The sequence below is a fragment of the Enterobacter sp. FB genome (genome assembly GCF_000805795.1).
GTDB classification, from domain to species: domain Bacteria; phylum Pseudomonadota; class Gammaproteobacteria; order Enterobacterales; family Enterobacteriaceae; genus Enterobacter; species Enterobacter roggenkampii.
In genome coordinates, this window is record NZ_JSZC01000011.1 from 33,090 (window position 1) to 57,849 (window position 24,760).

The 24,760-nt window shown below is 55.0% G+C and carries 22 protein-coding genes; 21 read left to right on the forward strand and 1 reads right to left on the reverse strand.

Translation table 11 applies throughout. The features are described 5' to 3' along the window. Positions 1-87: 87 nt before the first annotated feature. Positions 88-174, reverse strand: a complete 87-nt coding sequence (leuL, locus tag PI91_RS26610) for a leu operon leader peptide (protein WP_071530973.1) — start codon at positions 172-174, stop codon at positions 88-90. Positions 175-780: 606 nt separating this feature from the next. Here leuL and leuO point away from each other — a divergent pair. The 21 genes from leuO (at position 781) to secM (ending at position 24,744) form a co-directional block, all read left to right on the forward strand. Beyond that, complete coding sequence (gene leuO / locus PI91_RS06140; protein ID WP_025912169.1) at positions 781-1,725, forward strand: transcriptional regulator LeuO; 945 nt, start codon at positions 781-783, stop codon at positions 1,723-1,725. A 380-nt stretch (positions 1,726-2,105) separates the two neighbouring features. Next, positions 2,106-3,830, forward strand: a complete 1,725-nt coding sequence (gene ilvI / locus PI91_RS06145; protein WP_023293293.1) for an acetolactate synthase 3 large subunit — start codon at positions 2,106-2,108, stop codon at positions 3,828-3,830. A 1-nt stretch (position 3,831) separates the two neighbouring features. Beyond that, positions 3,832-4,323 (forward strand): acetolactate synthase small subunit, encoded by a 492-nt coding sequence (gene ilvN, locus PI91_RS06150; protein WP_008501994.1) that lies wholly within the window; start codon positions 3,832-3,834, stop codon positions 4,321-4,323. A gap of 179 nt (positions 4,324-4,502) precedes the next feature. Beyond that, positions 4,503-5,510 carry a catabolite repressor/activator gene (gene cra / locus PI91_RS06155; RefSeq protein ID WP_008501993.1) on the forward strand — a complete coding sequence of 336 codons (1,008 nt, stop codon included), beginning with the start codon at positions 4,503-4,505 and terminating at the stop codon, positions 5,508-5,510. Between the two features lie 600 nt (positions 5,511-6,110). Beyond that, positions 6,111-6,569 carry a division/cell wall cluster transcriptional repressor MraZ gene (mraZ, locus tag PI91_RS06160; protein WP_021240528.1) on the forward strand — a complete coding sequence of 153 codons (459 nt, stop codon included), beginning with the start codon at positions 6,111-6,113 and terminating at the stop codon, positions 6,567-6,569. Positions 6,570-6,571: 2 nt separating this feature from the next. Then, the gene (rsmH, locus tag PI91_RS06165; protein WP_021240527.1) at positions 6,572-7,513 is read left to right on the forward strand and encodes a 16S rRNA (cytosine(1402)-N(4))-methyltransferase RsmH; all 942 of its coding nucleotides are present in this window, start codon (positions 6,572-6,574) and stop codon (positions 7,511-7,513) included. After that, on the forward strand, positions 7,510-7,875 hold the full coding sequence (gene ftsL / locus PI91_RS06170; protein WP_008501989.1) for a cell division protein FtsL: 366 nt from the start codon (positions 7,510-7,512) through the stop codon (positions 7,873-7,875). The genes rsmH and ftsL overlap by 4 nt, the downstream gene beginning before the upstream one ends. Before the next feature lie 15 nt (positions 7,876-7,890). Then, positions 7,891-9,657, forward strand: a complete 1,767-nt coding sequence (locus PI91_RS06175) for a peptidoglycan glycosyltransferase FtsI (RefSeq protein WP_008501988.1) — start codon at positions 7,891-7,893, stop codon at positions 9,655-9,657. Further along, positions 9,644-11,131 carry a UDP-N-acetylmuramoyl-L-alanyl-D-glutamate--2,6-diaminopimelate ligase gene (gene murE, locus PI91_RS06180; RefSeq protein ID WP_039265669.1) on the forward strand — a complete coding sequence of 496 codons (1,488 nt, stop codon included), beginning with the start codon at positions 9,644-9,646 and terminating at the stop codon, positions 11,129-11,131. The genes PI91_RS06175 and murE overlap by 14 nt, the downstream gene beginning before the upstream one ends. After that, positions 11,128-12,486 carry a UDP-N-acetylmuramoyl-tripeptide--D-alanyl-D-alanine ligase gene (murF, locus tag PI91_RS06185; RefSeq protein WP_039265670.1) on the forward strand — a complete coding sequence of 453 codons (1,359 nt, stop codon included), beginning with the start codon at positions 11,128-11,130 and terminating at the stop codon, positions 12,484-12,486. Before murE ends, murF begins: the two co-directional genes overlap by 4 nt. Next, positions 12,480-13,562 carry a phospho-N-acetylmuramoyl-pentapeptide-transferase gene (gene mraY, locus PI91_RS06190; RefSeq protein WP_008501985.1) on the forward strand — a complete coding sequence of 361 codons (1,083 nt, stop codon included), beginning with the start codon at positions 12,480-12,482 and terminating at the stop codon, positions 13,560-13,562. Before murF ends, mraY begins: the two co-directional genes overlap by 7 nt. A 2-nt stretch (positions 13,563-13,564) precedes the next feature. Continuing rightward, positions 13,565-14,881 (forward strand): UDP-N-acetylmuramoyl-L-alanine--D-glutamate ligase, encoded by a 1,317-nt coding sequence (gene murD / locus PI91_RS06195; RefSeq protein WP_023345434.1) that lies wholly within the window; start codon positions 13,565-13,567, stop codon positions 14,879-14,881. Continuing rightward, entirely contained in the window at positions 14,881-16,125 is a 1,245-nt protein-coding gene (gene ftsW, locus PI91_RS06200; RefSeq protein WP_008501983.1) for a cell division protein FtsW, read from the forward strand. The genes murD and ftsW overlap by 1 nt, the downstream gene beginning before the upstream one ends. Beyond that, entirely contained in the window at positions 16,122-17,186 is a 1,065-nt protein-coding gene (gene murG, locus PI91_RS06205; protein ID WP_021240525.1) for an undecaprenyldiphospho-muramoylpentapeptide beta-N-acetylglucosaminyltransferase, read from the forward strand. Before ftsW ends, murG begins: the two co-directional genes overlap by 4 nt. 56 nt (positions 17,187-17,242) lie before the next feature. Continuing rightward, complete coding sequence (murC, locus tag PI91_RS06210) at positions 17,243-18,718, forward strand: UDP-N-acetylmuramate--L-alanine ligase (protein WP_039265672.1); 1,476 nt, start codon at positions 17,243-17,245, stop codon at positions 18,716-18,718. Beyond that, positions 18,711-19,631: a D-alanine--D-alanine ligase gene (locus PI91_RS06215; RefSeq protein ID WP_021240523.1), complete on the forward strand. Its 921-nt coding sequence runs from the start codon at positions 18,711-18,713 to the stop codon at positions 19,629-19,631. Before murC ends, PI91_RS06215 begins: the two co-directional genes overlap by 8 nt. 1 nt (position 19,632) lies before the next feature. Continuing rightward, positions 19,633-20,475, forward strand: coding sequence for a cell division protein FtsQ (gene ftsQ, locus PI91_RS06220; protein ID WP_039265673.1), 843 nt, complete (start codon positions 19,633-19,635; stop codon positions 20,473-20,475). Continuing rightward, positions 20,472-21,728, forward strand: a complete 1,257-nt coding sequence (ftsA, locus tag PI91_RS06225; RefSeq protein ID WP_006173845.1) for a cell division protein FtsA — start codon at positions 20,472-20,474, stop codon at positions 21,726-21,728. The genes ftsQ and ftsA overlap by 4 nt, the downstream gene beginning before the upstream one ends. Before the next feature lie 63 nt (positions 21,729-21,791). Continuing rightward, the gene (ftsZ, locus tag PI91_RS06230; RefSeq protein ID WP_008501978.1) at positions 21,792-22,943 is read left to right on the forward strand and encodes a cell division protein FtsZ; all 1,152 of its coding nucleotides are present in this window, start codon (positions 21,792-21,794) and stop codon (positions 22,941-22,943) included. Between the two features lie 101 nt (positions 22,944-23,044). Then, positions 23,045-23,962, forward strand: coding sequence for a UDP-3-O-acyl-N-acetylglucosamine deacetylase (lpxC, locus tag PI91_RS06235; RefSeq protein WP_008501977.1), 918 nt, complete (start codon positions 23,045-23,047; stop codon positions 23,960-23,962). 278 nt (positions 23,963-24,240) lie between these two features. Further along, positions 24,241-24,744 carry a secA translation cis-regulator SecM gene (secM, locus tag PI91_RS06240; RefSeq protein ID WP_074410472.1) on the forward strand — a complete coding sequence of 168 codons (504 nt, stop codon included), beginning with the start codon at positions 24,241-24,243 and terminating at the stop codon, positions 24,742-24,744. Positions 24,745-24,760: the final 16 nt, after the last annotated feature.

Consider the following 24,760-nt stretch of genomic DNA (forward strand, 5'->3'; position numbering starts at 1 on the left):
TAGGTCCTTGTCAGTCTTAGGGCGCCTTGCTACGAGCATAAAAAAACCCGCGCAGTGGCGCGGGTTTTTAGTCTTACTGGTGACGATTCAACGCTGAATTTCGCCCGCCAGTCTACCGCGCACAGTGGATGCGTTTAGTAGTAGTAGACCGGTGAAACGAATGGTGCGAATCATGAATCGTGCTCCGTTAAATTCAATATGCTTTTAGTGGTACTGGATACGCCAGTTGATGTCAACCCCTGATGATAAAAACGGGCCCGACGGGCGTAATCAGCAGGATAATTACTTTAGCTAATTGTGCTGGTTTTGGCTTTTACGACCCGACTAATTGTCTAATTTTGGACTGAAGAAAACAGTTGCAGAAACAAATAAATATAATTGTTTCAAATGAGTGACGCGCGTTACTGAGAATGTTCTGTACGTAAAGGGTTTTAATATCATTAAGTTATAATTATGGTGAATCTATTGCGCTTCGCTGAAAAACGAAAAGAGATAACATGTTATTAACTAACTGCAGAGCGGTGGCGATAACAGTTTAATAATACTTAAGTCATCATTAACCTGGCGGTCATTGTGTATTTGTTTGGTTTATGGTTTCATTTCAATCCTAAAGTCAAACATATCATTTGCGCTATTTTCTTTTCGTTTATATAGCGTCTTTATATATTCTGAATTTTAAATAATTCTCTTTCGCTGATCGTATTTGCATGATAAATCATATTTTTCGAGATGATTAGCGTACGTTGGCAAAGGGAGTTTAGCGTGACAGTGGAGTCAGAAGTGCCAGAAAATAATATTAAACAACCTCAAGCTACTGATGGGATTAAACCGCAGTTACGCACGGTGGATCTTAATCTTCTGACGGTGTTTGATGCGGTCATGCAGGAACAGAATATCACCCGCGCCGCCCAGGCGTTGGGGATGTCGCAACCTGCTGTGAGTAATGCCGTTGCCAGACTCAAACTCATGTTTAACGACGAATTATTCGTTCGTTACGGGAGGGGGATCCAGCCTACGGCACGCGCATTCCAGCTGTTCGGTTCCATCCGCCAGGCGTTGCAGTTGGTGCAAAATGAGCTGCCGGGATCGGGCTTTGAACCCTTGAGCAGCGAGCGCGTATTCCATCTTTGTGTCTGCAGTCCATTAGATAATTATTTAACGTCGATTATTTATAATAAAGTCGAAGAAATCGCACCAAATATCAATCTGGTTTTTAAATCATCCCTGAATCAAAACACGGAACATCAGTTACGCTATCAGGAGATCGAATTCGTGCTGGGGTATGAAGAGTTCCGTCGTCCGGAATTTTCCTGCGTGCCGCTCTTTAAAGATGAAATGGTTCTTGTCGCCAGTAAAAAACACCCACGTCTCAATTCTCCGCTGCGAGAACACGATGTTTATAACGAACAGCACGCCGTTGTTGCTCTCGACAGATATGCTTCCTTTAGCCTGCCGTGGTATGACACTGCGGATAAACAGGCTTGCGTGGCTTATCAGGGCATGGCTATGGTCAGCGTATTAAACGTGGTCTCCCAGACACAGCTGGTGGCGATTGCACCGCGCTGGCTGGCAGAAGAGTTTTCTGACCCATTAAATCTGCAAATTTTGCCACTGCCGCTCAAGTTAAATAGCCGAACCTGTTATCTCTCCTGGCATGAAGCGGCCGGACGGGATAAAGGACACCAGTGGATGGAAGAGTTGCTGGTTGGTATCTGTCGCCGGTAAACGCATCGGGATAAATCGCATCGGATCATGTGATTTATCCTGAGTTTTTTTGGATAGTTGCTATTTTGTTCTGTGAGTCTTTTTTTCGGGCGGCTCTTCGGCACGCAAAAATAGATGATTTCCTGCATTGTCCTGCTTTTCAGCGATGATTTATCACACCGTCCTCTATTCTCAGAGGAATTAACCATATCTTCTGTTAACGGCTGCGTTTTCTGCTTTACGCACCGTTTATCTCCCCGGGTTTGCTAATTGCCTGCCTCATAACGAGCGGTTAAGGTAAAGAACACTCTGCAAAATATAAGATTGGTTCATCCCAATCGTAAGACGGTGCGGAAATGAATTCGGCAGTCCGTCTATAACAAAATGCCTGGAGGCAAAGCATGGAGATGTTGTCTGGCGCGGAAATGGTCGTGCGGTCGCTGATCGATCAGGGCGTAAAGCAAGTGTTCGGCTACCCTGGCGGCGCGGTCCTCGATATTTATGATGCCCTCCATACGGTAGGGGGCATTGACCATGTTCTGGTACGTCACGAGCAGGCGGCGGTGCACATGGCCGACGGCCTGGCGCGTGCGACGGGTGAAGTGGGCGTGGTGTTAGTCACGTCCGGCCCCGGCGCGACAAACGCCATTACCGGCATTGCGACGGCGTATATGGACTCTATCCCGCTGGTGATCCTCTCCGGGCAGGTAGCCACCTCGCTGATTGGCTACGATGCTTTTCAGGAGTGCGACATGGTCGGGATTTCGCGTCCCGTGGTGAAGCACAGCTTCCTGGTTAAGCAAACCGAAGATATTCCCGGCGTACTGAAAAAAGCCTTCTGGCTGGCGGCAAGCGGACGCCCGGGACCGGTGGTGGTCGATCTGCCTAAAGACATTCTGAACCCGGCAAACAAGCTGCCTTACGTCTGGCCGGAATCGGTGAGCATGCGTTCTTACAACCCGACAACGCAAGGGCATAAAGGTCAGATCAAGCGGGCGTTGCAAACGCTTCTGGCAGCCAAGAAACCGGTCGTCTATGTCGGGGGCGGAGCGATCAATGCAGCCTGTGAAGCCCAGCTTCGTGAACTGATTGAAAAACTCAACCTTCCTGTTGCGTCGTCGCTGATGGGGCTGGGGGCGTTTCCCGCCACCCACCGCCAGGCGCTGGGTATGCTGGGTATGCACGGTACCTATGAAGCCAACATGACGATGCATCACTCCGATGTGATCTTTGCCGTCGGTGTGCGTTTTGACGATCGTACCACCAACAACCTGGCGAAATATTGCCCGAATGCCACCGTGCTGCATATTGATATCGATCCGACGTCAATATCTAAAACGGTGTCGGCTGATGTGCCGATCGTCGGTGATGCCCGTCAGGTTCTGGAACAGATGCTGGATCTGCTGGCCCAGGAGAAAGCGACCCAGCCGCTGGATGAGATCCGCGACTGGTGGCAGCAGATTGAACAGTGGCGCGCGCGTCAGTGCCTGAAATATGACACGCAGAGCGAAAACATTAAGCCGCAGGCGGTCATCGAAGCGGTGTGGCGACTGACGAAAGGTGAAGCGTATGTGACCTCAGACGTGGGCCAGCATCAGATGTTTGCTGCCCTGTATTATCCGTTTGATAAACCGCGACACTGGATCAACTCGGGTGGCTTAGGCACCATGGGCTTTGGTCTGCCTGCCGCACTGGGCGTGAAGCTGGCGCTGCCGGATGAAACCGTCGTCTGCGTGACCGGAGACGGTAGTATCCAGATGAACATTCAGGAACTGTCTACCGCGCTGCAGTATGAACTGCCGGTTCTCGTGCTGAACCTGAATAACGGCTACCTCGGCATGGTGAAGCAGTGGCAGGATATGATTTATTCTGGCCGTCACTCACAGTCATACATGAAATCGCTGCCGGATTTTGTTCGTCTTGCTGAAGCTTACGGCCATGTTGGCATGCGGGTAACCGATCCGGCCGAGCTGGAAACGAAGCTCGCACAAGCGCTTGAGCACGTTAAAAACAACCGCCTCGTCTTTATGGATGTGATTGTTGATGGAACCGAGCACGTCTATCCGATGCATATTCGGGGTGGTGGTATGGATGAAATGTGGTTAAGCAAAACGGAGAGAACCTGATATGCGCCGGATATTATCAGTTTTACTGGAAAACGAGTCTGGCGCACTGTCGCGCGTCATTGGCCTTTTTGCGCAGCGCGGTTATAACATTGAAAGCCTGACCGTCGCCCCGACGGAAGACCCAACGCTGTCGCGCATGACGATCCAAACCGTTGGCGACGCTAAGGTGCTTGAACAGATTGAGAAACAGCTGCATAAGCTGGTCGACGTGCTGCGCGTGAGCGAGCTGGGGCAAGGGGCCTACGTTGAACGTGAGGTCATGCTGGTGAAAATTCAGGCCAGCGGCTACGGGCGTGAAGAAGTCAAACGCAATGCGGATATTTTCCGCGGACAGATTATCGACGTCACGCCTTCTCTTTATACCGTTCAGCTGGTCGGGACGAGCGACAAGCTGGATGCGTTCCTGGCGTCCGTACGGGATGTCGCAAAAATTGTCGAGGTGGCGAGATCGGGTGTTGTGGGTCTGTCACGCGGCGAGAAAATCATGCGTTAGTTGTCAAAAAGGTTCGCCTCTTTCTGCCCGGTCACCAAAGCCGGGCTTTTTTTTGCGTAATCAGCCGACAACGCAGATAAAAGCGGTTGCCGCGAAGGCTTTTCTGCGTTTAGATGTTAAAAGATTTAACCATAACCTTGACAGGGCCATGGACTCTTTTCTTTTTTTAAGGGGCAATTGTGAAACTGGATGAAATCGCCCGGCTAGCCGGCGTGTCACGAACAACGGCCAGCTATGTGATTAACGGTAAAGCAAAGCAGTACCGTGTCAGCGACAAGACCGTTGAAAAAGTTATGGCGGTGGTTCGTGAACATAACTACCATCCGAATGCTGTCGCAGCCGGTCTACGCGCCGGGCGCACCCGCTCTATTGGTCTGGTGATCCCGGATCTGGAAAACACCAGCTATACCCGTATCGCCAACTATCTTGAACGTCAGGCGCGTCAGCGCGGCTATCAATTGTTGATTGCCTGCTCGGAAGACCAGCCTGATAACGAAATGCGCTGCATTGAACATCTGCTTCAGCGCCAGGTGGATGCCATTATTGTTTCGACCTCCTTACCGCCGGAGCATCCTTTCTACCAGCGCTGGGCGAATGATCCGTTCCCGATCGTTGCGCTTGACCGTGCCCTCGATCGCGAGCATTTCACCAGCGTGGTGGGTGCCGATCAGGATGATGCCGAAATGCTGGCCGCAGAGCTGCGGACGTTCCCGGCGGAAACGGTGCTGTATCTTGGCGCGCTGCCTGAACTTTCCGTGAGCTTCCTGCGCGAGCAGGGATTCAGAACGGCATGGAAAGACGATCCGCGCGAGGTTCACTACCTCTATGCCAACAGCTACGAACGTGAAGCCGCCGCGCAGCTGTTCGAAAAATGGCTGGAAACGCATCCAATGCCTCAGGCGCTGTTCACTACCTCGTTTGCGCTCTTGCAGGGTGTCATGGATGTGACCTTACGTCGTGAAGGTAAACTGCCTTCCGATCTGGCGATTGCCACGTTCGGGGATAATGAGCTGCTCGACTTCCTTCAGTGCCCGGTGCTGGCGGTTGCACAGCGCCATCGCGATGTGGCTGAACGCGTGCTGGAGATTGTGCTGGCGAGTCTGGATGAACCCCGCAAACCGAAGCCGGGCCTGACGCGTATCAAACGTAACCTCTACCATCGCGGAATTTTAAGCCGCCAAAAATGAAATGACCGGGGCGGCGAAATCTGCCCCTTTTTGCTGCAATAATTCGTGCAGATAATTCCCGGAGAGAAATTAGGATAATTCTTGGGAGATCATAATCGCCTATTTTTCTTTATTCATTTTGGCTTTTAAATTGCCCTTTAAACAACATCTCAGCGATTTTAAACGGCACTCTTTGTATTATTTTGTTACAAACCCTCTTCGGTCGATGAATATTCAGACGTTTTTTCCTCTTCCTTTGACAGCTTACGCGATAACCACTGCGCTTACCGCTCGCCTGAGTGAATCTGGCGCTGTCATCCCCTGAGAATCTGTCATAAAATGCTGCCCGCGTCGCAAACTGACACTTTATATTTATCTGCGATGATATTGAGTGAGCCTTAACGCTAGTGTGCATATTCGGTTTTTTTCTTACAAATATTCATAACGTTAATTTTGCCTCGCCAGTTGTGCAGTTATTAACCAGGACTGTTTATCTCTGTAAATAGAGGGCTTTCGAGTCCTTATGCCGAGAGTCCTGGCTTGACAAGCTTTTCCCTCGCTCCGTAAACTCCTTTAGGTGGGAATTTGTGGGTTAAAGTGGTGAGGAGGGGTGAGACTGGCATGTTCCGTGGAGCTACGTTAGTCAATCTCGACAGTAAAGGGCGTTTATCGGTACCAACCCGATACCGCGACCAGCTGATTGAGAACGCTGCGGGTCAAATGGTTTGCACCATTGACATTAACTCCCCCTGCCTGCTGCTTTACCCCCTGCCTGAATGGGAAATTATTGAGCAAAAGCTGTCGCGACTGTCGAGCATGAACCCGCAGGAACGCCGCGTGCAGCGGTTGTTATTGGGACATGCCAGTGAATGTCAGATGGATAACGCAGGGCGATTACTGATCGCGCCTGTGTTACGGCAACATGCCGGTCTGACCAAAGAAGTGATGCTGGTCGGGCAGTTCAACAAATTTGAACTGTGGGATGAAACGACCTGGTATCAACAGGTCAAGGAAGATATCGACGCTGAGCAGTCTGATTCCGCGACATTATCGGAACGGCTGCAGGACTTGTCTCTATAAATATGATGGAAAATTATAAACATAAAACGGTGTTATTGGACGAGGCCGTTAACGGCCTGAATATTCGTCCGGATGGCATCTACATTGATGGCACTTTTGGTCGCGGTGGTCACTCGCGTTTGATCCTCTCCCAACTGGGTGAGGAGGGGCGTCTGCTGGCAATCGATCGCGATCCGCAGGCAATTGCCGTTGCACAGACTATCAATGACCCACGCTTTTCCATCGTGCATGGACCCTTTTCTGCGCTCGCGGACTATGTGGCTGAGCGCGGCCTGACGGGCAAGATCGACGGGATTCTTCTCGATCTTGGCGTCTCTTCACCCCAACTTGATGATGCTGAACGCGGTTTTTCCTTTATGCGTGATGGTCCGCTGGACATGCGTATGGACCCGACTCGCGGCCAGTCTGCCGCCGAGTGGTTACAGACCGCTGACGAAGCGGATATTGCATGGGTCATCAAAACCTTCGGCGAAGAGCGCTTTGGCAAACGTATTGCGCGCGCCATTGTTGAGCGCAATCGCATTGAGCCGATGACCCGCACCAAAGAGTTGGCCGAGGTGATCGCGGCGGCAACACCGGTGAAGGATAAGCACAAACATCCCGCGACCCGTACCTTCCAGGCGGTTCGCATCTGGGTAAACAGTGAACTGGAGGAAATAGAGCTGGCGCTAAAAAGCTCGCTCGACGTGCTGGCCCCGGGTGGGCGGTTATCCATCATCAGCTTCCATTCGCTGGAAGACCGTATTGTTAAACGCTTTATGCGTGAACAAAGCCGCGGTCCACAGGTACCAGCGGGGCTGCCGATGACGGAAGAACAACTCAGGAAACTGGGTGGCCGTCAGTTGCGAGCATTAGGCAAGTTGATGCCGGGCGAAGAAGAGGTGGCAGAGAATCCACGCGCCCGTAGTTCAGTGCTGCGTGTTGCAGAGAGGACGAACGCATGATCGGCAGAGTGACAGAGACCCTAAGCAAAGTTAAGGATTCGTTAGGAAGCAACGAGCGCCATGCCTTGCCTGGCGTGATCGGCGACGATCTTTTGCGGTTTGGGAAACTGCCACTCTGTCTGTTCATTTGCATCATTGTCACGGCTGTGACGGTGGTCACCACCGCCCACCACACACGTTTATTGACTGCGCAACGCGAGCAGATGGTACTGGAACGCGATGCGCTGGATATTGAATGGCGAAATCTGATCCTTGAAGAAAACGCGCTCGGCGATCACAGCCGGGTTGAACGGATCGCAACGGAAAAGCTGCAGCTGCAGCATGTGGATCCTTCACAGGAAAATATCGTAGTACAAAAATAAGGGAAAACGCGACGCATGAAAGCAGCGGCAAAAACGCTAAAACCAAAACGTCAGGAAGAACAGGCCAACTTTATCAGTTGGCGTTTTGCGTTGCTTTGCGGCTGCATTTTACTGGCGCTGGGTTTTCTACTGGGCCGCGTGGCCTGGCTGCAAATCGTCGCCCCTGACATGCTGGTACGCCAGGGCGATATGCGCTCTCTGCGCGTGCAGGAGGTTTCCACGTCCCGCGGGATGATCACCGACCGCTCCGGTCGTCCGCTGGCGGTGAGCGTGCCGGTGAAAGCGATCTGGGCCGATCCGAAAGAGCTGCACGACGCCGGTGGCATTACCCTTGATAACCGCTGGAAAGCCCTCTCTGATGCGCTGAAAATGCCGCTGGATCAGCTGGCTTCCCGCGTTAACGCGAACCCGAAAGGACGTTTTATCTATCTGGCGCGTCAGGTTAACCCTGACATGGCGGACTACATTCGCAAACTGAAGCTGCCGGGTATTCATCTGCGTGAAGAATCCCGCCGTTACTACCCATCCGGCGAAGTAACCGCTCACCTCATTGGCTTTACCAACGTCGACAGCCAGGGGATTGAGGGCGTTGAGAAAAGCTTCGATAAGTGGCTCACCGGCCAGCCGGGCGAGCGAATCGTGCGTAAGGACCGTTACGGGCGCGTCATCGAAGATATCTCTTCCACGGATAGTCAGGCAGCGCATAACCTGGCCCTGAGTATCGACGAGCGCCTGCAGGCGCTGGTCTACCGCGAGCTGAACAACGCGGTGGCGTTCAACAAGGCGGAGTCAGGCAGCGCCGTGCTGGTGGATGTCAGCACCGGTGAAGTGCTGGCGATGGCCAACAGCCCGTCCTACAACCCGAACAACTTTACCGGCACCGCAAAAGATGCCATGCGTAACCGGGCAATTACCGACGTGTTCGAACCCGGCTCCACGGTGAAGCCGATGGTGGTGATGACCGCGCTCCAGCGCGGTATTGTCAATGAAAACACGGTCCTGAACACTGTCCCATACCGTATTAACGGCCACGAGATAAAAGACGTGGCGCGCTACAGCGAATTGACCCTGACCGGGGTGTTACAGAAGTCGAGTAACGTCGGTGTTTCAAAGCTGGCGTTAGCGATGCCGTCCTCAGCGTTAGTAGAGACTTACTCACGTTTTGGACTGGGAAAGGCGACCAATTTGGGGTTGGTCGGAGAACGCAGTGGCTTATATCCTCAAAAACAACGGTGGTCTGACATAGAGAGGGCCACCTTCTCTTTCGGCTACGGGCTAATGGTAACCCCGTTACAGTTAGCGCGAGTCTACGCAACGATTGGCAGCTATGGCGTCTATCGCCCGCTGTCGATTACCAAAGTTGATCCACCGGTCCCGGGCGAGCGTATCTTCCCGGAATCCATCGTTCGTACCGTGGTGCACATGATGGAAAGCGTGGCGCTGCCGGGCGGCGGCGGCGTGAAGGCGGCGATTAAAGGCTATCGTATCGCCATTAAAACCGGTACAGCGAAAAAAGTGGGGCCAGACGGCCGCTACATCAACAAATACATTGCCTATACCGCAGGCGTTGCGCCTGCAAGCAATCCGCGTTTTGCGCTGGTGGTCGTGATAAACGATCCACAGGCGGGTAAATACTACGGCGGCGCCGTCTCCGCGCCTGTGTTCGGGGCCATCATGGGCGGCGTGTTACGCACCATGAACATTGAACCGGATGCGCTGGCGACGGGCGAAAAAAGTGAATTTGTAATTAATCAAGGCGAGGGTACAGGTGGCAGATCGTAATTTGCGCGACCTTCTCGCTCCGTGGGTGCCAAATGCACCGGAGCGAGCACTGCGAGAGATGGTACTGGACAGCCGCGTGGCTGCGTCTGGCGATCTTTTTGTGGCGGTGGTCGGTCATCAGGCGGACGGGCGTCGTTATATCCCGCAGGCGATTGCGCAAGGTGTGGCTGCCATTATTGCTGAGGCTAAAGATGAGGCAACCGACGGTGAGATCCGTGAAATGCACGGCGTGCCGGTCATCTATCTCAGCCAGTTAAATGAACGTCTTTCCGCACTGGCGGGACGTTTTTATCACGAACCTTCCGACCAGCTGCGCCTGGTTGGCGTAACGGGTACGAACGGAAAAACCACCACCACGCAGCTGATGGCGCAGTGGGCTCAGCTGCTGGGTGAAACCGGCGCGGTGATGGGGACCGTGGGTAACGGTCTGCTGGGCAAAGTGAGCCCGACGGAAAACACCACCGGCTCCGCGGTTGACGTACAGCACGTGCTTGCCGGACTGGCAGGGCAGGGCGCAACCTTCGCCGCGATGGAGGTCTCTTCGCACGGTCTGGTACAGCACCGCGTCGCGGCGCTGAAATTTGCCGCGTCCGTGTTTACCAACCTGAGCCGCGATCATCTTGATTATCATGGTGATATGGAGCACTACGAAGCCGCGAAATGGCTGCTCTATTCCACTCACCACTGTGGTCAGGCGATCATCAATGCCGATGATGAAGTCGGTCGCCGCTGGCTGGCGAAGCTGCCGGATGCGGTTGCCGTATCGATGGAAGACCATATCAATCCGAACTGCCACGGCCGCTGGCTGAAGGCGGTTGAGGTGAATTATCACGACAGCGGGGCGACCATCCGCTTTGCCTCTTCCTGGGGGGAAGGCGAAATTGAAAGCCGCCTGATGGGGGCGTTTAACGTCAGCAACCTACTGCTGGCCCTGGCAACGCTGCTGGCGCTGGGTTACCCGATGGCTGAACTGCTGAAAACCGCCGCGCGACTGCAGCCGGTTTGTGGCCGTATGGAAGTATTTAGCGCGCCGGGTAAGCCGACCGTTGTGGTTGATTATGCCCACACGCCGGATGCGCTGGAAAAAGCGCTGGAAGCGGCGCGCCTGCACTGTACCGGTAAGCTCTGGTGCGTGTTTGGCTGCGGCGGCGATCGCGACAAAGGCAAACGCCCGCTGATGGGGGCGATTGCGGAACAGTTCGCGGATATTCCGGTTGTCACCGATGACAACCCGCGTACCGAAGAGCCGCGCGCCATCATTAATGACATTCTGGCGGGTATGCTGGACGCAGGCCGCGCGCGCGTCGTGGAAGGCCGTGCTGAAGCCGTGACAAACGCCATCATGCAGGCGCAGGAGAATGACGTTGTTCTGCTGGCGGGCAAAGGCCATGAAGATTATCAGATTGTTGGCAATCGCCGTCTGGATTACTCGGATCGCGTAACGGCAGCTCGCCTGCTGGGAGTCGTCGCATGATTAGCCTCTCCTTAAGCCAGGCCGCAGAAGTACTGCACGGCGACCTGCACGGGCAAGACCTGACCATCGATGCCGTGACGACGGACACCCGTAAAGTCACCGCAGGCTGTCTCTTTGTGGCGCTGAAAGGCGAGCGTTTTGACGCGCATGATTTTGCCGAGCAGGCCAAAGAGAACGGCGCCGGTGCGCTGCTGGTCAGCCGCAAGCTTGATATCGATCTGCCGCAGGTTGTGGTGAAAGATACGCGTCTCGCGTTCGGTGAGCTGGCTGCCTGGGTTCGTCAGCAGGTGCCGGCTCGCGTCGTCGCGCTGACAGGGTCATCAGGCAAAACGTCAGTGAAAGAGATGACGGCGGCGATCCTCAGCCAGTGCGGCAATACGCTTTTTACCGCGGGCAACCTCAATAATGACATCGGCGTGCCGATGACATTGCTTCGCCTGACCAAAGAGCATGACTATGCGGTGATCGAGTTAGGCGCAAACCACCAGGGTGAAATCGCCTGGACCGTAAGCCTGACTCGCCCGGAAGCGGCGCTGGTGAATAACCTCGCGGCTGCGCACCTGGAAGGCTTTGGCTCGCTGGAAGGCGTGGCGAAAGCGAAAGGCGAGATTTACACCGGCCTGCCGGATAACGGTATCGCCATTCTGAACGCCGACAACAACGACTGGCTGAACTGGCAGAGCATCATTGGTGCGCGTAAAACCTGGCGCTTCTCTCCAAATGCGGCCAACAGTGATTTTACGGCGACCAATATCCATGTGACGTCGCACGGCACCGAGTTCACCCTCACGACCCCAACGGGTGGCGTGGAGGTGCTGCTGCCGCTGCCGGGTCGCCATAACATCGCCAATGCCCTTGCGGCGGCGGCGCTGTCAACGGCGGTGGGCGCTTCACATGAGGCAATCAAAGCCGGGCTGGCGAACCTGAAAGCCGTACCGGGACGCCTGTTCCCGATTCAGCTTTCGGAAAACAAGCTGCTGCTGGATGACTCCTACAACGCAAATGTTGGCTCGATGACGGCGGCGGTGCAGGTGTTATCTGAAATGCCGGGCTACCGCATCATGGTGGTTGGCGATATGGCAGAACTGGGCGACGAAAGCGAAGCCTGTCATACCCAGGTCGGTGAAGCGGCGAAAGCGGCGGGGCTGGACTGTGTACTGAGCACAGGAAAATTGAGCCAGGCGATTAGCCAGGCCAGCGGTGTTGGCGAGCATTTTGCCGATAAAGCCGCCTTGATTGAGCGCCTTAAGGCATTAATGACAGAAAAACAAATTGTGACAGTGTTAGTGAAAGGTTCACGTAGTGCCGCCATGGAAGAGGTTGTGCACGCATTACAGGAGAACGGGACATGTTAGTTTGGCTGGCCGAACATTTGGTCAAATATTACTCAGGCTTTAACGTCTTTTCATATCTGACGTTTCGCGCCATCGTCAGCCTGCTGACTGCGCTGTTCATCTCGTTGTGGATGGGCCCGCGCATGATTGCCCGTCTGCAAAAGCTCTCTTTCGGCCAGGTTGTGCGTAACGACGGCCCGGAATCGCACTTCAGCAAGCGCGGTACGCCGACCATGGGCGGGATCATGATCCTGACTGCCATCGTCGTTTCCGTGCTGTTGTGGGCGTACCCGTCCAACCCGTACGTCTGGTGTGTGCTGACGGTACTGGTGGGTTACGGGATCATCGGTTTCGTCGATGATTACCGCAAAGTCGTCCGTAAAGATACCAAAGGCCTGATTGCCCGCTGGAAGTATTTCTGGATGTCGGTGATCGCGCTGGGCGTGGCCTTCGCGCTGTATCTGGCCGGGAAAGACACGCCAGCGACCGAGCTGGTCGTGCCGTTCTTTAAAGACGTGATGCCGCAGCTGGGTCTGTTCTACATTCTGCTGGCGTACTTTGTGATTGTCGGCACCGGTAACGCCGTTAACCTGACCGACGGTCTGGATGGCCTGGCAATCATGCCTACCGTCTTCGTGGCGGCCGGTTTTGCGCTGGTGGCGTGGGCGACCGGTAACATGAACTTTGCGAACTACCTGCACATCCCTTATCTGCGTCATGCGGGTGAACTGGTGATCGTCTGTACGGCGATTGTCGGCGCGGGGCTGGGCTTCCTGTGGTTCAACACCTATCCGGCTCAGGTCTTTATGGGTGACGTCGGTTCACTGGCTTTGGGCGGCGCGCTGGGCATTATTGCCGTGCTGCTGCGCCAGGAGTTCCTGCTGGTGATCATGGGCGGCGTGTTTGTGGTTGAGACGCTGTCGGTGATTTTGCAGGTCGGCTCCTTCAAGCTGCGCGGTCAGCGCATCTTCCGTATGGCGCCGATTCACCACCACTATGAACTGAAAGGCTGGCCGGAGCCGCGCGTCATTGTGCGCTTCTGGATTATTTCGCTGATGCTGGTGCTGATTGGCCTGGCAACGCTGAAGGTACGTTAATCATGGCAGATTACCAGGGCAAAAAAGTCGTTATCATCGGGTTAGGCCTTACGGGGCTCTCCTGCGTGGACTTTTTCCTCGCGCGTGGCGTGACGCCGCGCGTGATGGATACGCGTGTCTCTCCGCCGGGTCTGGACAAGCTGCCGGAACAGGTTGAACGCCACCTGGGTGGTCTGAATGATGACTGGCTGCTGGCAGCCGATCTGATTGTTGCCAGCCCGGGTATGGCGCTGGCGCATCCTTCACTGAGCGCTGCCGCAGATGCGGGCGTTGAGATTGTTGGCGATATCGAGCTGTTCTGCCGCGAAGCGCAGGCTCCCGTTATCGCGATTACCGGTTCTAACGGTAAAAGCACCGTCACCACCCTGGTGGGGGAAATGGCGAAAGCGGCGGGCATGAACGTCGGCGTTGGCGGTAACATTGGTTTGCCTGCTCTGATGCTGCTGGATAAAGGCTGTGAACTGTATGTTCTCGAGCTTTCCAGCTTCCAGCTGGAAACGACCTCCAGCCTGCATGCTGCCGCTGCGACGATCCTCAACGTGACTGAAGATCATATGGACAGATATCCCTTTGGTCTGCAGCAGTACCGTGCCGCCAAGCTGCGCGTTTATGAGAATGCCAAAGTCTGCGTGGTGAACGCCGATGATGCGCTGACCATGCCGGTGCGTGGCGCAGACGAGCGCTGCATCAGTTTTGGCATCACCATGGGGGATTACCATCTGAACCGCCAGCTGGGTGAAACCTGGCTGCGCGTGAAAGGTGAGAAAGTGCTGAACGTGAAAGAGATGAAGCTCTCTGGTCAGCACAACTATACCAATGCGCTGGCGGCGCTGGCGCTGGCGGATGCCGTGGGGCTGCCGCGCTCCTCGAGTCTGAAAGCGTTAACCACGTTTTCTGGCCTGGCGCACCGTTTCCAGCTGGCGCTGGAGCACAACGGCGTGCGCTGGATCAACGACTCCAAAGCCACCAACGTGGGCAGTACGGAGGCCGCGCTGAACGGGCTGCACGTTGACGGTACCCTGCATCTGCTGCTGGGTGGCGACGGTAAGTCAGCTGATTTCTCGTCCCTGAAGCCGTATCTCTCCGGCGATAACATCCGTCTCTACTGCTTCGGCCGTGACGGCAGCGAGCTGGCTGAACTGCGCCCTGAGATCGCCGAGCAAACCGAAACCATGGAACAGGCGATGCGGCTGATTGCCCCTCGCGTGAAGCCGGGTGATATGGTGCTGCTCTCTCCGGCCTGTGCAAGTCTGGATCAATTCAAGAATTTCGAACAGCGTGGTGATGTCTTTACCCGCCTGGCGAAGGAGTTAGGCTGATGCGTTTATCTCTCCCTCGCCTGAAAATGCCGCGCCTGCCAGGATTTGGGATCCTGGTGTGGTTGTTTGCGGCGCTCAAAGGCTGGGTGATGGGCTCTCGTCAAAAAGATAACGACAGCCTGATCATGTACGACCGCACGCTGTTCTGGCTCACAATGGGGCTCGCGGCGGTCGGCTTTATTATGGTGACGTCAGCGTCAATGCCCGTCGGGCAGCGTCTGGCGAACGATCCTTTCCTGTTTGCCAAACGTGATGGTCTGTACATCATCCTGGCATTCTGCCTGGCGCTGGTGACCTTGCGTCTACCGATGGAGTTCTGGCAGCGGCACAGTACGGCGATGCTGATCGCCTCGATCATTATGCTGCTGATCGTTCTGGTGGTGGGGAGTTCCGTAAACGGGGCATCACGCTGGATCGCCTTTGGTCCGCTGCGTATTCAGCCTGCGGAATTTACCAAGCTCTCCCTGTTCTGCTACCTGGCGAACTACCTGGTGCGTAAAGTAGATGAAGTGCGTAACAACCTGCGCGGCTTCTTAAAACCGATGGGCGTGATTCTGGTGCTGGCGGTCTTACTGCTGGCGCAGCCTGACCTCGGTACCGTGGTGGTACTGTTTGTGACCACGCTGGCCATGCTGTTCCTGGCGGGCGCGAAGCTGTGGCAGTTCATCGCCATCATTGGGATGGGGATTTCAGCGGTTGTGCTGCTGATCCTCGCCGAGCCTTACCGTATTCGCCGCGTGACTTCGTTCTGGAACCCGTGGGAAGACCCGTTCGGCAGCGGTTATCAGCTGACGCAGTCACTCATGGCCTTTGGTCGTGGTGAGCTCTGGGGACAGGGACTGGGTAACTCGGTACAGAAACTGGAGTATTTACCGGAAGCGCATACTGACTTTATCTTCTCCATTATTGCGGAAGAACTGGGTTATATCGGTGTGGTATTAGCGCTATTAATGGTATTCTTCGTCGCTTTCCGCGCCATGTCCATCGGCCGGAAAGCGCTGGAGATCGATCACCGTTTCTCAGGCTTCCTGGCCTGCTCAATTGGTATCTGGTTTAGTTTCCAGGCATTGGTTAACGTCGGGGCCGCAGCGGGTATGCTGCCGACCAAAGGTCTGACGTTGCCGTTGATCAGTTATGGTGGTTCCAGTCTGTTGATTATGTCGACGGCCATCATGCTGTTGTTGCGCATAGATTATGAAACGCGTCTGGAAAAAGCCCAGGCGTTTACACGAGGTTCACGATGAATCAACCGAAGCGGTTAATGGTGATGGCAGGCGGTACCGGCGGACATGTGTTCCCGGGACTGGCGGTTGCGCACCATTTAATGGATCAGGGCTGGCAGGTACGCTGGCTGGGAACCGCAGACCGCATGGAGGCCGACCTGGTACCGAAACACGGTATTGAGATCGACTTTATTCGTATTTCCGGCCTGCGCGGCAAAGGCCTCAAGGCAATGCTGCTGGCTCCGGTGCGCATTTTTAACGCCTGGCGTCAGGCGCGCACCATTATGAAGCGCTTTAAGCCCGATGTGGTGCTGGGCATGGGCGGCTATGTCTCGGGTCCGGGCGGGCTGGCAGCGTGGTCTTTAGGTATTCCCGTCGTCCTGCATGAGCAGAACGGTATTGCCGGTCTGACCAACAAATGGCTGGCGAAAATCGCCACCAAAGTCATGCAGGCGTTTCCCGGCGCGTTCCCGAAAGCGGACGTGGTAGGTAACCCGGTCCGTGTGGACGTGCTGGCGCTGCCGCTGCCGGACGCTCGCCTGGCGGGCCGTGAAGGGCCGGTTCGTGTGCTGGTCGTCGGTGGCTCTCAGGGGGCACGCATTTTAAACCAGACGATGCCGCAGGTTGCTGCAAAGCTGGGGGATGCCGTCACCATCTGGCACCAGAGCGGAAAAGGCGCTCAGCAGACCGTTGAGCAGGCTTACGCCGAGGCGGGGCAGCCGCAGCATAACGTGACGGAATTTATCGACGACATGGCTGCAGCCTATGCCTGGGCCGATGTCGTGGTCTGTCGTTCTGGCGCCTTAACGGTAAGCGAAATCGCTGCCGCGGGTCTGCCAGCCCTGTTTGTGCCTTTCCAGCACAAAGACAGACAGCAGTACTGGAATGCCCTGCCGCTTGAGAAAGCCGGTGCGGCGAAAATTTTTGAGCAGCCACAATTTACCGCTGACGCGGTCGCCACCACCCTGGCGGGCTGGAACAGAGACGTATTGCTTGAGATGGCTGAACGCGCGCGCGCGGCGGCTATCCCTGATGCGACGGAACGGGTGGCAAAAGAAGTGAGCCTGGCAGCCCAGGCTTAACCCTCGCAGCGCGTGAAGCGCGGCACGAATTTTAAGTAGTCGATGGCGTTTAGAGAATGAATACACAACAACTGGCAAAACTGCGTTCAATCGTGCCCGAGATGCGTCGCGTCCGGCACATTCACTTTGTTGGCATCGGTGGTGCCGGCATGGGCGGTATTGCCGAAGTGTTAGCTAACGAAGGCTATCAGATCAGCGGGTCTGACCTGGCGCCAAACCCTGTAACGCAGCAGCTGGCGTCGCTTGGGGCGACTATCTATTTCAACCATCGCCCGGAAAACGTGCGCGATGCGAGCGTGGTGGTGGTCTCAAGCGCCATCTCTTCTGACAACCCAGAAATCGTTGCCGCGCATGACGCGCGCATTCCGGTGATCCGCCGTGCCGAAATGCTGGCGGAACTGATGCGCTTCCGCCACGGCATCGCGATTGCCGGGACCCACGGTAAAACCACGACCACGGCGATGGTTTCCAGTATTTATGCAGAAGCGGGTCTCGACCCGACGTTCGTCAACGGCGGCCAGGTCAAAGCCGCGGGCGTACATGCGCGTCTGGGCCACAGTCGTTATCTGATTGCTGAAGCGGACGAGAGCGACGCGTCGTTCCTGCACCTGCAGCCGATGGTGGCGATTGTCACCAACATCGAAGCTGACCATATGGATACCTACCAGGGTGACTTCGAGAACTTAAAGCAGACCTTTATCAACTTCCTGCACAACCTGCCGTTCTACGGGCGCGCGGTGATGTGCGTGGACGATCCGGTGATCCGCGAGTTGCTGCCGCGCGTGGGTCGTCAAATCACCACCTACGGCTTCAGCGAAGACGCTGACGTCCGCGTGGAAGAGTACAAACAGATTGGCGCGCAGGGACATTTCACGCTGGCGCGTCAGGACAAAGAGCTGCTGCACGTGACGCTGAATGCGCCAGGGCGCCATAACGCGCTCAATGCCGCAGCGGCAGTGGCCGTCGCGACGGAAGAAGGCATTGATGACGATGCGATTCTGCGCGCACTGGAAAGCTTCCAGGGCACCGGGCGTCGTTTCGATTTCCTCGGTGAATTCCCGCTGGATGCCGTGAACGGTAAAGCCGGTACGGCGATGCTGGTGGACGACTATGGCCACCATCCGACCGAAGTGGACGCCACCATTAAAGCCGCTCGTGCAGGCTGGCCAGACAAAAATCTGGTGATGGTGTTCCAGCCGCACCGCTTCACGCGTACGCGCGATCTGTATGACGATTTCGCCAGCGTCCTGTCACAGGTAGACACCCTGTTAATGCTGGATGTGTACGCCGCAGGCGAGACGCCGATTCCTGGTGCAGACAGTCGTTCTCTGTGTCGCACCATTCGTGGACGCGGTAAAGTTGACCCTATTCTGGTTTCTGACCCTGCGCAGGTGGCGGAAATTCTGGCACCTGTCCTGACAGGTAACGATCTGATTCTGATTCAGGGCGCGGGAAATATCGGCAAAATCGCCCGTACCTTAGCTGAAATCAAACTGAAGCCGCAAAACCAGGAGGATGAGCATCATGGCTGATAAGATTGCTGTCCTGTCTGGCGGCACCTCCGCCGAGCGCGAGGTTTCCCTGAATTCAGGCGCCGCTGTACTGGCGGGCCTGCGTGAAGGTGGCGTCAATGCGCACCTGGTCGATCCAAAAGAGGTCGACGTGACGCAGTTAAAAGCCATGGGCTTCGATAAAGTCTTTATCGCTTTACACGGTCGTGGCGGCGAAGACGGCACCCTGCAGGGGCTTCTGGATCTGATCGGTCTGCCATACACCGGCAGCGGCGTGATGGCGTCTGCTATCTCTATGGATAAACTGCGCAGCAAGCTGCTGTGGCAGGGCGCAGGTTTACCTGTTGCGCCATGGGTGGCACTGACGCGTCGCGAATTTGAATTGGGCCTGCCGGATAGCGTTAATGCACGCATTGCTGAACTGGGCTTACCGGTTATTGTAAAGCCCAGTCGGGAAGGCTCCAGCGTGGGAATGTCCAAAGTCGACAAAGCTGACGATTTAGCGTCCGCTTTAGCGCTGGCATTTCAACATGATGATGAAGTTCTGATAGAAAAATGGCTTAGCGGGCCGGAATTTACCGTCGCGATGCTTGGCGAAGAAATTTTACCGTCAATCCGTATCCAACCCGCCGGAGTCTTCTATGATTATGAGGCGAAGTATCTCTCTGATGAGACGCAATATTTCTGCCCAAGTGGTCTTGAAGCTGAGCGTGAAGCCGATTTACAGTCCCTGGTGCTTAAAGCCTGGCATGTTCTGGGTTGCCAGGGCTGGGGACGCATCGATGTGATGCAGGACCGGGATGGACAATTTTATCTGCTGGAAGCCAACACCTCTCCGGGTATGACGAGCCACAGCCTTGTGCCGATGGCTGCGCGTCAGGCGGGGATGAGCTTCTCACAGTTAGTCGTACGCATTCTGGACCAGGCGGGCTGATATGTCTCAGGCTGCATTGAACACGCGCAACCGCGATGACGAGGAAGAATACACCTCTTCACGCCGCAGTAATGGAACGCGTCTTGCAGGCATCATTTTCCTGCTCGGGGTGCTGTGCACCGTGTTTATCAGCGGCTGGATGGTCCTGGGCTGGATGGAAGATGCGCAGCGGTTGCCGCTTTCTAAGCTGGTGGTCACCGGTGAGCGTCACTACACGCGTAACGACGATATTCGCCAGTCAATACTGGCGCTGGGCTCGCCTGGCACCTTTATGACGCAGGACGTCAATATTATCCAGAGCCAGATTGAACGTCTGCCATGGATAAAACAGGCGAGCGTAAGAAAGCAATGGCCTGATGAATTGAAGATTCATCTGGTTGAATATGTGCCCATTGCGCGTTGGAATGATCAGCACATGGTTGACGTCGACGGAAATTCCTTCAGCGTCCCGGCCGATCGTGTCAACAAGCAGAATTTACCGATGTTGTATGGCCCTGAAGGCAGCGAAAACGAGGTTTTACAGGGTTTTCGTGAAATGGGCCAGGTGCTGGCGAAGGACAGGTTTACGTTAAAAGATGCTGCAATGACGGCGCGCCGCTCCTGGCTGCTTACGTTAACGAACGGCATTAAGCTCAACCTGGGACGCGGGGACACCATGAAGCGTCTGGCGCGTTTTGTCGAACTTTACCCGGTTTTACAGCAGCAGGCACAGACTGACGGCAAACGGATAAGCTACGTTGATTTGCGCTATGACTCAGGCGCAGCAGTCGGTTGGGTACCGGCTCCGGTCGAGGAACCTAATCAGCAACAGAATCAGGCACAGGTACAGGCAGAACAACAATGATCAAGGCGACGGACAGAAAACTGGTAGTTGGACTGGAGATTGGCACCGCGAAGGTTGCCGCTTTAGTAGGGGAAGTTCTGCCCGACGGTATGGTCAATATCATTGGCGTGGGCAGTTGCCCGTCACGTGGTATGGATAAAGGTGGGGTAAACGATCTTGAATCGGTGGTGAAATGCGTCCAGCGCGCCATCGATCAGGCTGAATTGATGGCAGATTGCCAGATTTCTTCTGTCTATCTTGCCCTTTCTGGTAAGCACATTAGCTGCCAGAACGAAATCGGCATGGTGCCGATTTCCGAAGAGGAAGTGACGCAGGAAGACGTTGAAAACGTTGTGCATACGGCGAAGTCCGTGCGTGTTCGCGATGAGCATCGCGTATTGCACGTGATCCCGCAGGAATATGCGATTGACTACCAGGAAGGGATCAAAAACCCGGTTGGTCTGTCAGGCGTTCGTATGCAGGCAAAAGTGCACCTGATCACATGTCACAACGATATGGCGAAGAACATTGTAAAAGCCGTTGAACGTTGTGGCCTGAAAGTTGACCAACTTATTTTCGCCGGTCTGGCGGCAAGTTATTCCGTACTGACCGAAGATGAACGTGAACTGGGTGTCTGTGTGGTCGATATTGGTGGTGGTACAATGGACATGGCCGTGTATACCGGCGGTGCGCTGCGCCACACCAAAGTGATCCCGTACGCAGGGAACGTCGTGACCAGCGATATTGCTTACGCTTTTGGTACGCCACCGAGCGATGCAGAAGCGATTAAAGTGCGCCACGGCTGTGCGCTGGGTTCTATCGTTGGCAAAGATGAGAGCGTTGAAGTGCCAAGCGTCGGTGGTCGTCCACCGCGCAGCCTGCAGCGCCAGACGTTGGCAGAGGTGATCGAGCCGCGCTATACCGAGCTGCTCAACCTGGTCAACGAAGAAATTTTACAGTTACAGGAACAGCTTCGTCAGCAGGGTGTTAAACATCATCTTGCGGCGGGGATTGTATTAACCGGCGGTGCAGCGCAAATTGAAGGTCTTGCGGCCTGTGCGCAGCGCGTCTTCCATACGCAGGTACGTATTGGGGCGCCGCTGAATATTACCGGTTTAACGGATTATGCTCAGGAGCCGTATTATTCAACGGCTGTGGGCCTGCTCCACTATGGGAAGGAATCTCATCTCAGTGGTGAAGCGGAAGTGGAAAAACGCGTCTCAGTGGGGTCGTGGGTCAAACGACTGAACAACTGGTTGCGAAAAGAGTTTTAATTTTTTTAAGAGACCGGAGAGAATTAGCGGTCTCGGGCGACAGGCACAACGGAGAGAGAAATTATGTTTGAACCTATGGAACTGACCAACGACGCGGTGATTAAAGTCATCGGCGTCGGTGGCGGCGGCGGTAACGCCGTAGAGCATATGGTGCGTGAACGCATTGAAGGTGTTGAATTCTTCGCGGTTAACACCGATGCGCAGGCACTGCGTAAGACGGCGGTAGGCCAGACTATCCAGATCGGCGGTGGTATCACCAAAGGGCTGGGAGCTGGGGCTAACCCGGAAGTGGGTCGCAATGCGGCTGAAGAAGATCGTGAAGCCCTGCGCGCTGCACTGGAAGGTGCGGACATGGTCTTCATCGCAGCAGGTATGGGGGGCGGTACCGGTACCGGCGCAGCACCTGTTGTCGCTGAAGTAGCTAAAGATTTAGGTATCCTGACCGTTGCTGTCGTGACCAAGCCTTTCAATTTTGAAGGCAAGAAGCGTATGGCCTTCGCGGAGCAGGGTATCACCGAGCTGTCCAAGCATGTGGACTCGCTGATCACCATCCCGAACGACAAACTGTTGAAAGTTCTGGGTCGCGGTATCTCCCTGCTGGACGCCTTCGGTGCAGCAAACGACGTGCTGAAAGGCGCGGTTCAGGGTATCGCTGAACTGATTACCCGTCCTGGCCTGATGAACGTTGACTTTGCAGACGTTCGCACCGTGATGTCCGAAATGGGCTACGCGATGATGGGCTCTGGCGTGGCGAGCGGCGAAGACCGTGCAGAAGAAGCGGCTGAAATGGCTATCTCTTCTCCACTGCTGGAAGATATCGACCTGTCTGGTGCGCGCGGCGTGCTGGTCAACATTACCGCTGGCTTTGACCTGCGTCTGGATGAGTTCGAAACCGTGGGTAACACCATCCGTGCGTTCGCCTCTGACAACGCTACCGTGGTAATCGGTACTTCGCTTGACCCTGAAATGAACGACGAGCTGCGTGTTACCGTTGTTGCAACCGGTATCGGTATGGACAAGCGTCCTGAGATCACCTTAGTGACTAACAAGCAGACTCAGCAACCGGTAATGGATCGTTACCAGCAGCACGGTATGTCTCCGCTGACTCAGGAGCAGAAACCGGCCGCGAAAGTGGTGAACGACCCAACGCCGCAAACGGCGAAAGAGCCAGATTATCTGGATATCCCGGCGTTCCTGCGTAAGCAAGCTGATTAAGAATTGGCTGGAATTAGGGGATTTGCGCTCTTTGTGCTAAACTGGCCCACCGTTAGTGATATACACTCTCGGTTGGATAGTTAATTTGGCGAGATTATACGATGATCAAACAAAGGACACTTAAACGTATCGTTCAGGCGACGGGTGTCGGTTTACATACCGGCAAGAAAGTCACGCTGACGTTACGCCCTGCGCCGGCCAATACCGGGGTCATCTATCGTCGCACCGACTTGAATCCACCGGTAGATTTTCCGGCCGATGCCAAATCTGTGCGTGATACTATGCTCTGTACTTGTCTGGTGAACGAGCATGACGTGCGGATTTCTACCGTAGAGCACCTGAACGCCGCCCTGGCGGGTCTGGGTATCGACAACATTATTGTTGAAGTCGATGCGCCAGAAATCCCGATTATGGATGGCAGTGCTGCACCGTTCGTCTATCTGTTGCTGGATGCTGGCATCGAAGAACTGAACTGCGCGAAGAAATTTGTCCGCATCAAAGAGACCGTTCGCGTCGAAGATGGCGACAAGTGGGCTGAATTTAAACCGTACAATGGTTTCTCGTTGGACTTTACCATCGACTTTAACCATCCGGCGATTGATTCCAGCACCCAGCGCTATGCGATGAACTTCTCTGCCGATGCGTTTATGCGCCAGATCAGCCGAGCCCGTACGTTTGGCTTCATGCGTGATATCGAATATCTGCAGTCCCGCGGCCTGTGCCTGGGCGGCAGCTTCGATTGTGCCATCGTTGTTGACGATTATCGCGTACTGAACGAAGACGGCCTGCGTTTCGAAGATGAATTCGTTCGTCACAAAATGCTGGACGCTATCGGCGACCTGTTCATGTGTGGTCACAACATCATTGGTGCATTTACCGCGTTCAAATCCGGTCATGCGCTGAACAACAAACTGTTGCAGGCCGTCCTGGCAAAACAGGAAGCCTGGGAATATGTGACCTTCGAAGACGAAGCAGAACTGCCGTTGGCTTTCAAAGCGCCAAGCATGGTTCTGGCGTAACGGTTCACGCCGTTTCGTAAAAAATCGACTGGTTAACCTGGTACTCTCTCCGGCCAGGAAGACCAGTCGTTTTTATTTTTACCCTTCTTTGTTTGCCCCTGCGTTATTTCTAGTCTGTCTTGCGCAGAAAGTGTGTGCGTTAGCTGCATTCTTGACCGTTTTTCCCCGCGGCGGCGCCTCATTCCTGCTGATGTGTATTGGCTTTAGTGGTAATATCTGGGCGCTTAAAAAAATAACTGAAGATAGCCTGTAACAGGCTGGCTTATGTGGTGGAGCAAGTGAGCGGAATACTGACGCGCTGGCGACAATTTGGCAGACGTTACTTCTGGCCGCATCTCTTATTAGGGATGGTCGCGGCGAGTTTCGGCTTGCCTGCGCTCAGCAACAGTGCCGAAGCGGCGACGCCGACGAAGACCTCTACCAGCAAACACGATCTCAATACGCGGGTTAACTTTACAAATCTCGCCTGGCTTGAAGCCAGTCGCCGCCCGAATTTCTCCGTTGATTACTGGCACCAGCACGCTATCCGCACGGTTATCCGCCATCTCTCCTTCGCGATGGCGCCGCAGGCAATGCCTGTTGCGGAAGAGGCGCTGCCGGTGCAGGCGCAGCATCTTGCCCTGCTGGACACGCTCAACGCGCTGCTCACGCAGGACAGCCAGCCGCCGGTCATGGTTCGCCAGACGGCGCAACGCGCGTTCGTTCCTCCTGTTTCATTCTCTGTTTCAACCTGGATTAGCCAGGTTCACGGCATTCGCGCCGGGCCTCAACGCCTCAGCTAAATTAACTTTTTCAATA